Consider the following 9,991-nt stretch of genomic DNA (forward strand, 5'->3'; position numbering starts at 1 on the left):
CTGCCGGGTGCGTCTGCGGGGCGCTCAGGCCCCGGTGCCGCCCCCGCCCGGAACGCCCGCCGCGGTGGTCATGACGTCGTCGATGAGGCCGTACGCCTTGGCCTCCTGCGGGTCGAACCAGCGGTCCCGGTCGGAGTCGCGGGTGATCTGCTCGACGGTCTGGCCCGTGTGCTGGGCGGTCAGCTCGGCCATGCGCTTCTTGGTGTGCAGCAGCCGCTCGGCGTGGATCTTGATGTCCGACGCGGAGCCCGCCAGGCCCGCGGAGGGCTGGTGGATGAGGATCTCGGCGTTCGGCAGCGCGAAGCGCTTGCCCGGGGTGCCGGCACTCAGCAGGAACTGGCCCATCGAGGCGGCCAGCCCCATGGCGATGGTGACCACGTCGTTCTTGATGTACTGCATGGTGTCGTAGATCGCCATGCCGGCCGAGATCGAGCCGCCCGGGCTGTTGATGTAAAGGAAGATGTCCTTGTCCGGGTCAGCGGCGAGGAGCAGCAGCTGCGCGGTGATCTTGTTGGCGATGTCGTCGTCGACCGGCTGGCCGAGGAAGATGATCCGCTCGCCGAGCAGCCGGTTGTAGACCTGGTCGCCGAGGCCACCGAAGGTCGGCTCAGCGGCGGCGGAAGGCATCGGGATCGTCACGTGTCCACCTGCTCGTTGTCGGACGGCCCAGGGCCGTCTCAGCGTCGTCTTCTGGGGCGCGGGGAGGGCGCGGCGTGCTCCGCCGGCGCCGTTCGACTCCCCTGCCCTCGTATCTACGGACCCTAACGCGCTGGTCGGCGGGCGCCATCCCGCATTGTCAACTGTTCGCTGTGAGCGCAGGCTCACGGGCGCTCACGGGCCCTGACGACGTACGGGCCCGAACACGCGGGCGTGGCGTGTTCGGGCCCGTACGTCTGCTGGCGCTGCGGGGCGGCCGGGGCCGCCCGTGCCACCGGGTCGGCCGGGGCTCAGCCCTCGGTCTTCTCGGCCTTCTCGGCGTCGGTGCCCTCGGCCTCGGAGGCCTCGACGGCCTCCGTGGTCTCGGCAGTTTCGTCTTCGTCGTCCAGGTCGACGACCTCGCCGTTGGTGTCCTTGACCGTGGCGGCCTCGACGACGACCGCGAGGGCCTTGCCGCGGGCGACCTCACCGACGAGCATCGGCACCTGGCCGCCCTCGACGACCGCCTGGGCGAACTGGTCGGGGGACATGCCGGAGGACTGCGCACGGCGCATGAGGTGCTCGGTGAGCTCCTCCTGGCTGACGTTCAGCTTCTCCTTGTTGACCAGCTCGTCCAGGATGAACTGGGTCTTGATGCCCTTCTCCGCCTGCTCCTTGGTCTCGGCGTCGAACTCTTCCTCGGTCTTGCCCTGGATCTCCAGGTACTTCGCGAGGTCCAGGCCCATCTGGGCGAGCTGGTGGTTGACCAGGTTGTGCTTGCGGGTCTCGATCTCGTCCGCGAGCAGCTTCTCCGGCATCGGGACCTCGACCAGCTTCAGCAGCTCGTCGAGGACCTTCTCCTGGGCCTGGGTGGCCTGGTCGTACTTCTTCATCTGGGCGAGGCGCTTGGCGCTGTCGGCGCGCAGCTCCTCCAGCGTGTCGAACTCGCTCGCCAGCTGGGCGAAGTCGTCGTCCAGCGCGGGCAGCTCACGGGCGGCCACGGTGGTGACGTCGACCTTGACCTCGGCCTCCTTGCCGGCGGCGGAGCCGCCCTTCAGCTCGGAGGTGAAGGTGCCGGACTCGCCGGCCTTCAGGCCCTTGACGGCCTCGTCGATGCCGTCGAGCAGCTCGCCGGAGCCGACGGTGTAGCTGACGCCCTGGGCGACGCCGTCCTCCAGCACCTCGCCGTCGACCTTGGCCTCCAGGTCGATGGTGAGCACGTCGCCGTCCTCGGCGGCGCGCTCGACCGGGGAGGTGGAGGCGAAGCGCTCACGCAGCTGCTCGACCGACTTGTCGATGTCCTCGTCCGACACCTCGACGGCGTCGACCTCGACCTCGATGCCGGAGTAGTCCGGGATCTCCAGGGCCGGGCGGATGTCGACCTCGGCGGTGAAGGCCAGCAGCTCGCCGTCCTTCAGCTCGGTGATGTCGACCTCGGGCTGGCCGAGGACGTTCAGCTCACCCTCGTTGACCGCTTCGGTGTAGAACTTCGGGAGCGCGTCGTTGACGGCCTCCTCCAGCACGGCGCCGCGACCGAACCGCTGGTCGATGACGCGGGCCGGGACCTTGCCCTGGCGGAAGCCCTTCACCGTGACCTGCTGGTTGATCTTCTTGTACGCCGCGTCGAGGCTGGGCTTGAGCTCCTCGAAGGGCACCTCGACAGTGAGCCGAACCCGGGTCGGGTTCAGGGTCTCCACGGCGCTCTTCACGGTTCGGTCTCCTTGGGGCTGACTTCTGGGGTTCTGCTTGAGATCTGCCGACACCCGGGACCCGGGCGCCCTGCGGATCGCGCCCGGGAGAAAGACACACGGGCACGCAGCTTGCATAGTAACCGCAAGCGGGTTGGCACCCGCAATGTGATCTTGACAGGCCGCTTACGGACCCTTCGGCACGGACCTCGGGAAGGGGCCGTGCGGCCGGGGCGCGCGGCGCCCGGGACGCCGGACGGCCGACCGGGCGAGAGGCCGGACGCCGTACGGCTGAACGTGCTGAACGTGGAGAAACCTGCTGGTCGGGGTGGCCGGATTCGAACCGACGACCTTCCGCTCCCAAAGCGGACGCGCTACCAAGCTGCGCCACACCCCGTCGGTGCGACACGTAGGGTACATGGCCGTGGACGGTACGGCTGCCGGATATCCACGAGCGCGGGCCCCGGACCAGGGGGCGCACGGCGGACGAGCGGGGGCGCACGGGGCCGGAACGGCCGGCCGCGACCGGTGGTGACCGGGCGGAGTGTGCGGCGGGCCCGGGTGACCCGCTAGGATGCACTGCGTGCCGCGGTGACCCGACCGGCGGCGCATGCGGGCGTAGCTCAATGGTAGAGCCCCAGTCTTCCAAACTGGCTACGCGGGTTCGATTCCCGTCGCCCGCTCGGCGACCGGGGCCCGGCCGTGAGGAATCTCCTCCGGACCGGGCCTTCGGCGTTCCCGGAGCCGTACGGTCGCGGACACGGCGGCGGGCACTCGGCTCCGTACGGCCACGGGCTCGCGGTTCCGCAGCGCCACGGTTCCACGCTTCCCTACGACCGCCGTCCGCACCCGGCCGGCGGTTCTTGTCACGTCCTGACCGAGTACGACCGTTCCCGGGCGTGCCTCACTAAGGTGACGGCATGGAGATCTGGCTCAATCCCGCGTGTTCCAAGTGCCGTTCCGCCGTCGACCTGCTGGACGGGGAAGGGGTGCGGTACACCGTGCGCCGCTACCTCGAACAGCCGCCGACCGCCGCCGAGTTGCGGGAGGTGCTGGAGCGACTGGGACTGGAGCCGTGGGACATCACGCGCACGCAGGAGGCCGAGGCGAAGGAGCTGGGGATCGGCGGCTGGGAGCGTACGGACGCCGCGCGGGAACGGTGGATCGAGGCGCTGGCCACGCGGCCGCGGCTGATCCAGCGGCCGATCATCACGGCGGACGACGGCACGGCGCTGGTCGGGCGCAGTGAGGAGGCCGTGCGGGAGGCGGTCGCGCGGAGCGGACGCGACGACCGCTGATCGTCCCGGTGGGGCCCGTGCGCCGTGGGGAGGCCGGAGTGCGGGCCCGGACGGCGCTAGAAGCTGATGTTGTTGATCGTCTCGGCCACCGAGTTCAGGAATCGGTTGATGGACGGCGCGATGCCGGTGGAGGCGAGGAAGAAGCCGAAGAGGATGGCCACGAGCGCCGGTCCCGCCTTGAGCGACTTGCCGCGTATCAACACGATCATGATGATGCCCAACAACAGCACGACGGACAGCGAAAGAGCCACAACTGATCACACCCTCGGTCGGAACGCCTGGCCGGCCCCGGAAGCATGCAGCCGCGCACACCCCCGCTCGGCACCCATCGTGCCACCAAGTCACTGCCCAGTGGAGGCGGGTGGCGAATCATCGGCCAAGGCTTTGCCTGGCCTCCCGGACAGCCGCGTCGCCGGGCCCGGGCGGACGCCGGTCCGCCGTCCGGGAATTGACGCCACGGAACGCGTTCGGCCGTGCGGCCGGAAACGTACGCAGCGCCTGGCCGGATGACGCCGCACCGGCCGGCACCCTTTTGTGCACACGTGAATTCATGGGGCGCGGTCACGGCCGGCGGGCGCCTGCCGCACCGACATACCGGTAGCGAAGCGGACATCACCCCCGCGCCCACGACGGGGCATATGCCCTCGCATAAGCGGATGACGCAGCCCGGGACGGATATTCACCGGCCCTCCGGAAAATACGCGAAAGTGCACCCGGAACACCCGGCGACCGCCGCCCGTAAGGGAATTACCCATCGCGCCACGCCCGTATTGCACATTCGGCGGAGAAGGTTTTACGCATTCCGCGGACGCCACTAGGGTGCGTCAGATGTTTCCCGCCGCACCGACCCCACGACGCGTGCTTCCCCCGGCCGCCGAGTCCCCCGGCCGGGACGCGGCGGCCCCCGCCACGGGTGCTCCGGGCCGGTGGCCGCGCACCGCCGGACGGCCCGCGACGGAGGCCGCGCGGTCCGGCGCCGGAGGCGGCCGGGACGCTTTCTTCGACAATGCGAAGTATCTGGCGATCGTCCTGGTCGCCATGGGGCATTCATGGGAGCCGCTGACCGGCCAGAGCCGTGCCGCCGGAGCGCTCTACATGACGGTGTACGCCTTCCACATGCCGGCGTTCATCATCATCTCCGGCTATTTCTCGCGCACTTTCGACCTGCGGACGGACCGGCTGCAACGGCTGATCACCGGTGTCGTGGTGCCGTACATCGTCTTCGAGACCGCTTACACGCTCTTCGCGCGCTGGGCGAACGACGACCCGGAGATGCCGGTCAGCCTCCTGGACCCCTGGTATCTGACCTGGTTCCTGGCCGCGCTGTTCGTGTGGCGGCTCACGACGCCGCTGTGGCGGATCGTGCGGTGGCCGGTCCCCCTGGCACTCGCCGTCGCCGTCCTGGCGTCCGTGTCCCCGGAGGTCGGCGACGACCTCGACATGCAACGGCTGCTCCAGTTCCTGCCGTTCTTCGTCCTGGGGCTGAACCTGCGGCCCGGGCACTTCGCGCTGCTACGGCGGCGCGCGGTGCGGATCGCGACGCTGCCCGTCCTCGCGTCCGCCGTGGTGCTGGCCTACTGGGCGGTGCCGCGGATGACGTCGGCGTGGTTCTACCACCGGGAGAGCGCACAGGAATTGGGGGCGCCCTGGTGGGCGGGGGCGGTGATGACGCTCGCGATGTTCGGCTGCTCGCTGGTCCTGACCGGCTGCTTCCTCGCCTGGGTGCCGGCCCGCCGTACGTGGTTCACGGTGCTGGGCGCCGGGACCCTGTACGGCTACCTGCTGCACGGCTTCCTGACCAAGGGGGCGCGCGCCTCGGGCTGGTTCGACGATCACGCGTGGCCGCACTCACCGCTCGGCGAGGCCGTGGTGAGCCTGACGGCGGCGGCCGCGGTGACCGCGCTGTGCACCCCGCCGGTCCGCAGGGCCCTGCGCTGCGTGGTGGAGCCCCGGATGGCATGGGCGTTCAGGAGGGAGCCGGCGGGCCGGGGCTGACGCCGCCCGCCGGCCCCGCCCGGCCCGGTGGCTGTAGCGCGGGCCCATCGCGCCGCCCCTCGTCCCGTACGTCCGGTCGCCCGCTCGGCCGTACGGAGCGGGGGTGAACCTGGGCCAGGAGGGCTGCGGGCGAATCGCGGGCGGGGAAAACACGGGACAGGGCTCTCGACGGGAGGGCTGGGAAGGTCCCGGAGGCGGGTCGGTGGAGGAGCGGGCAGGCGGCGGTGCGGCAGGTGGTGCGTACAGGGACGACTGCCCGGAAAAGTCGTTTGGTAAACTAACCATTAACGCTTTCTTGACTCCCCCTTGACCGAACACCGTCCGGCCGAACCTCTGGAGGAGCCATCGGACACGCAGAAACCCTCCTCGCGATGGGCGGGGCCTTCCTGGCCGCCGCCGTCCTCGCCCGCCTGGGCAGCCGTATCGGGCTCCCCACGATCCCCCTGTTCATCCTGGCCGGGATACTGCTCGGCCCGCACACCCCCGGCATTTCCCTGGTCGAGGACCCGCACGAGCTGGAGATGCTCTCCCTGCTGGGTCTGGTGCTGCTGCTCTTCTACCTCGGCCTCGAATTCCACATGGACGACCTCAAGGAGGGCGGCCGGAAGATGGCCGTCGCCGGGGCCGCCTATCTGGCGCTGAACGTCGGCGCCGGCCTGGTCTTCGGTTTCGCGGTCGGCTGGGGCACCTCCGAGGCGCTGGTGCTGGCCGGTGTGCTCGGCATCTCCTCGTCGGCGATCGTCACCAAGGTCCTGATGGACACCGGTCGCCTCGGCAACCCCGAGACCAAGCCGATCCTCGGCATCATCGTGGTCGAGGACATCTTCCTCGCGCTGTACCTGGCCGCCCTCCAGCCGGTGATCTCCGGCGCCGACTCGATGGCCTCGGCGGTCCTCGACGCGGGCAAGGCATTCGGCTTCCTGCTGCTGCTCGCGGTGGTCGCCCGCTGGGGCACGGCGGTGATCGGCAAGCTGATCGCCACCAAGGACAACGAGCTGCTGGTCATCTCCTTCCTCGGCGCCGCCGTGTTCGTGGCGGGCGTCTCGGAGTGGTTCGGCGTCGCGGACGCGATCGGCGCGTTCATGGTCGGCCTGATGCTCGGCAGCACCAGCTCCGGCAAACGGATCATGGAGCTGGTGCACCCGCTGCGGGACGCCTTCGGCGCGATCTTCTTCTTCGCGTTCGGCCTGTCCATCGACCCCGGCGACCTGCCGTCGGTGGTGTGGCCGGTACTGATCGCGGTGGCGCTGACGCTGCTGATGAACGTGGTCGCGGGGCTGGTCGCCGCAAGGATCTACGGATTCGGGCCGCGTCCGGCCGCGAACATCGCCACTGCGCTGCTGGCCCGCGGCGAGTTCGCGCTGATCCTGGCGACGATGGCGGCGGGCGCCGGGCTGGACGAGCGGCTGGCGCCGTTCATCGCCGGATACGTGCTGCTCCTGGCCGTCCTGGGGCCGCTGGCGGCGGGCCGGTCCGAGTGGCTGGCGCGGATCCTGCCGGGCGGCGGACAGCAGGGACCGGACGCGCCGTCGGACGGCGGGCGGCCCGAACCCGCGACCGCCGGACGGTAGGGGACGTCCGCCGGACCAGGCCTTGTCCGGCGTGGCCTCGATGTACGTGACGTAACCGAAGGTGAGTGTGCCTGCCGTGCGTCCTCCGGGTGCCGGTCCGGGCGTCACGTCCACCGTACGGTTCAGTCGCGGCAGATCAGCAGCAGTGCGCGGTCGTCGTTGACGTCCTTGGCGACGGCCTCGATCAGATGCCAGGCGGCACCGGCGAAGCCGGAGGCCACATAGCGGTCGGCCTCGCCGGTCAGCCGGTCGATGCCCTCCGCGATGTCCCGGTCGGCGGCCTCGACCAGACCGTCCGTGAAGAGCATCAGGACGTCGCCGGGGCGCAGCGTCCCCTTGACCGGGTCGAACTGCGCCCCGTCGTACACCCCGAGCAGCGGGCCCTCCGCCGCCTTCTCCTCCCAGCGGCCGGTGCCCGCGCTGAGCTGAAGGGCGGGCAGGTGCCCGGCGGACAGCAGTTCGTAGTCGCCGGACTCCAGGTCCAGCACCAGGTGGATGGAGGTGGCGAAGCCCTCGTCCCAGTCCTGGCGCAGCAGGTAGCCGTTGGCGGCGGGCAGGAAGCCGTGCGGCGGCAGCGAGCCGAGCAGGCCGCCGAAGGCACCGGACAGCAGCAGGGCGCGGGAGGCCGCGTCCATGCCCTTGCCGGACACGTCGGTCAGTACGACTTCGAGGATGTTGCCGCCGTGCGTGCGGGAGGCCACCACGAAGTCGCCGGAGAAGGACTGCCCGCCGGCCGGGCGCAGCGCCATCTCGCGGTGCCAGCCGGCCGGCAGCTTGGGCAGTTTGCTCTGGACGCGGATACGTTCACGCAGGTCGAAGAGCATCGTGCCGCCGCGCCGCCACGGCACGCCGACCCGGCTGCGGAACTGGGCGATCAGCAGCCCGGACAGGCCGACCGCGGCGACCACCAGGACCGTGCCCGGTGTGATCCGGTCGCGTCCCTGGTCGTACGGGCCGAGCAGGGACGCCTCGACGATCAGCGCGGCGGCGGACGTGCCGTACAGGGCGAGCAGATTGGCCGGTCTCAGCAGCAGCCCGCCGGCGATCACCGGCAGGACCAGCGCAGTGGGCGCGATCCAGTCGGGGCGCCAGATGGTGCCGCAGGCGATGGCGGGAATGGCGGCCAGGAGGGCGGCGAGGGCGATCCAGTCGGAGCCGTCGCCGCGGAAGTAGTCGACCCCGGCCTTGCGCACGCGGATGCGGGCCCGGTGCATCGCCTTGCGCCACCGGGCCGTCGGGGATTCCGCTCCCGTGCTGCTCGCCATTGTTCTGGGACCTTATCCACCCGTTCGGCGGCGCGTCGATTCACGGCACGCCGCCTGGCGCAATCACCGGGAATCGCCGTTCGAAAAGCGGTCGCGCGGGCGGAAGGCGTCCTGCTACGCATGGCGTATGACGACCGAGTTGCGGCAGCTTCGTGCGGACGAGTGGGACGACTGGTACGACAAGCTGGAACGCGCGTTCGGCGGCACCCCGGAGGCCCCGGAGGAACGCGCCCTGTGGCGCCGCCTCGGGGAGCCCGAGCGCTGCCTGACCGTCCGGGACGCGGGCGATGTCGTGGGCACGGCGGGGGCGTTCGGTTTCCGGCTGTCGGTGCCCGGCGGCGCCGTCGTGCCCGCGGCCGGTGTGACGCTGGTCAGCGTGCAGTCCACGCACCGGCGGCGCGGCGTCCTGCGCGAGATGATGCGCCACCAGCTCGCGGACGTCCGGGCACGGCGCGAGCCGCTGGCCGTGCTGACCGCTTCCGAACCGGCCATCTACGGGCGGTTCGGGTACGGCGCGGCGTCCGAGGCGGTGAGCATGACACTCGACACGCTGCGCCTGAAGGTCGGCGTGCCGGACGGAGCCGACGGCGTACGGCTGCGGCTGGTCGACCCGGAGGCCGGGCTCGCGGCCTGCGAGAAGGTCTACGACCAACTGGTCACCGGCCGCCCCGGGATGCTCGCGCGGCAGCCCGGCTGGGAGCGGCTGCCGCTGCTCGACCCGGAGGCCGACCGGGACGGCGCCGGACCGTTGCTGTGCGTCCTGGCCGAGGTGGACGGCGAGGTGCGCGGGTACGCGCGCTACGCGGTCAAGGCGGGCTGGGACGGGGGCGGCCCCGACGGGACGGTGGTCCTGCGGGACGTGGAGGCGCTGGACCCGGCCGTCTACGCGGCGCTGTGGCGTTATCTGTTCGGCATCGATCTGACATCCCGGGTGACGGTTCGCAACCGGCCGGCCGACGATCCCCTGCTGCACCTCGTGGACGACATGCGGCGCTGCCGGATCGTGGTGCGCGAGTCGCTGTTCATACGGCTGGTGGAGATCGGCGAGGCGCTCGCGGCGCGGACGTACGCGGTGCCGCTGGACGTGGTCCTCGACGTGGCGGACCCGTTCTGCCCCTGGAACGAGGGCCGGTGGCGGCTCACCGGCGACGAGAAGGGCGCCTCCTGCGAACGGACCACGGACGCCGCCGACCTGGCGCTGTCCGTGCGCGAGCTGGGGGCCGCCTACCTGGGCGGCTTCTCCCTGGCGGCGCTGGCCACGGCGGGCCGGGTCCGCGAACTGCGGCCGGGTGCGCTGCGGGCGGCGTCGGTGGCGTTCGGTACGTACCGGAAGCCGTGGCTGCCGCACGGGTTCTAGGGCGCTTCTGATAGATCTCCGTGGCCTCGCGACGCCCGGCACGCGCCCTCGCCGCACGGTGTGAAGGGACAGGTGGCTCCGCCACATGTCCCTTCACACCGCACTCCCCCAAGCTCTTCGAGCAGGGGGACCCCCAAGCGCACGCACCGAACGCCGCTCGGTGCCCTCCACGGAGATCCAT

Annotated in this window: 8 protein-coding genes and 2 tRNA genes; 5 read left to right on the forward strand and 5 right to left on the reverse strand. The window is 71.1% G+C overall.

The features are described 5' to 3' along the window. Positions 1-24: 24 nt before the first annotated feature. From ACZ4Z1_RS18300 to ACZ4Z1_RS18310, 3 genes are all read right to left on the reverse strand, one after another. Entirely contained in the window at positions 25-627 is a 603-nt protein-coding gene (locus ACZ4Z1_RS18300) for an ATP-dependent Clp protease proteolytic subunit (protein WP_030643979.1), read from the reverse strand. A 320-nt stretch (positions 628-947) separates the two neighbouring features. Continuing rightward, a complete protein-coding gene (gene tig, locus ACZ4Z1_RS18305) occupies positions 948-2,345 on the reverse strand; it encodes a trigger factor (RefSeq protein WP_468487604.1) in 1,398 nt (465 codons plus the stop codon). A 299-nt stretch (positions 2,346-2,644) separates the two neighbouring features. After that, positions 2,645-2,721, reverse strand: a tRNA-Pro gene (locus tag ACZ4Z1_RS18310). A gap of 215 nt (positions 2,722-2,936) precedes the next feature. On the opposite strand from ACZ4Z1_RS18310, the gene ACZ4Z1_RS18315 reads away from it, so the two are divergent. Both ACZ4Z1_RS18315 and ACZ4Z1_RS18320 read left to right on the forward strand, forming a co-directional pair. Continuing rightward, positions 2,937-3,007, forward strand: a tRNA-Gly gene (locus tag ACZ4Z1_RS18315). 237 nt (positions 3,008-3,244) lie between these two features. Further along, positions 3,245-3,622 carry an ArsC/Spx/MgsR family protein gene (locus ACZ4Z1_RS18320; protein WP_468487605.1) on the forward strand — a complete coding sequence of 126 codons (378 nt, stop codon included), beginning with the start codon at positions 3,245-3,247 and terminating at the stop codon, positions 3,620-3,622. Between the two features lie 56 nt (positions 3,623-3,678). Here ACZ4Z1_RS18320 and ACZ4Z1_RS18325 read toward each other — a convergent pair whose 3' ends face one another. After that, positions 3,679-3,873, reverse strand: a complete 195-nt coding sequence (locus ACZ4Z1_RS18325; RefSeq protein WP_030020551.1) for a hypothetical protein — start codon at positions 3,871-3,873, stop codon at positions 3,679-3,681. Between the two features lie 607 nt (positions 3,874-4,480). Here ACZ4Z1_RS18325 and ACZ4Z1_RS18330 point away from each other — a divergent pair. After that, complete coding sequence (locus ACZ4Z1_RS18330) at positions 4,481-5,617, forward strand: acyltransferase family protein (protein WP_468487606.1); 1,137 nt, start codon at positions 4,481-4,483, stop codon at positions 5,615-5,617. A gap of 371 nt (positions 5,618-5,988) precedes the next feature. Next, complete coding sequence (locus ACZ4Z1_RS18335; protein WP_468487607.1) at positions 5,989-7,188, forward strand: cation:proton antiporter; 1,200 nt, start codon at positions 5,989-5,991, stop codon at positions 7,186-7,188. A gap of 122 nt (positions 7,189-7,310) precedes the next feature. Here ACZ4Z1_RS18335 and ACZ4Z1_RS18340 read toward each other — a convergent pair whose 3' ends face one another. Next, positions 7,311-8,453 (reverse strand): SpoIIE family protein phosphatase, encoded by a 1,143-nt coding sequence (locus ACZ4Z1_RS18340; protein WP_468487608.1) that lies wholly within the window; start codon positions 8,451-8,453, stop codon positions 7,311-7,313. 127 nt (positions 8,454-8,580) lie between these two features. Between ACZ4Z1_RS18340 and ACZ4Z1_RS18345 the strand changes: the two genes are divergently transcribed. Further along, complete coding sequence (locus ACZ4Z1_RS18345) at positions 8,581-9,810, forward strand: GNAT family N-acetyltransferase (RefSeq protein WP_468487609.1); 1,230 nt, start codon at positions 8,581-8,583, stop codon at positions 9,808-9,810. Positions 9,811-9,991 lie beyond the last annotated feature (181 nt).

The organism is Streptomyces sp. NPDC030165, from assembly GCF_055573595.1.

Bases quoted from the DNA above. Each gene is read 5' to 3' on its own strand.
- ACZ4Z1_RS18300 (WP_030643979.1), bottom strand. From the start codon at position 627: ATGCCTTCCGCCGCCGCTGAGCCGACCTTCGGTGGCCTCGGCGACCAG.
- ACZ4Z1_RS18320 (WP_468487605.1), top strand. From the start codon at position 3,245: ATGGAGATCTGGCTCAATCCCGCGTGTTCCAAGTGCCGTTCCGCCGTC.
- ACZ4Z1_RS18335 (WP_468487607.1), top strand. From the start codon at position 5,989: ATGGGCGGGGCCTTCCTGGCCGCCGCCGTCCTCGCCCGCCTGGGCAGC.
- ACZ4Z1_RS18340 (WP_468487608.1), bottom strand. From the start codon at position 8,453: ATGGCGAGCAGCACGGGAGCGGAATCCCCGACGGCCCGGTGGCGCAAG.
- ACZ4Z1_RS18345 (WP_468487609.1), top strand. From the start codon at position 8,581: ATGACGACCGAGTTGCGGCAGCTTCGTGCGGACGAGTGGGACGACTGG.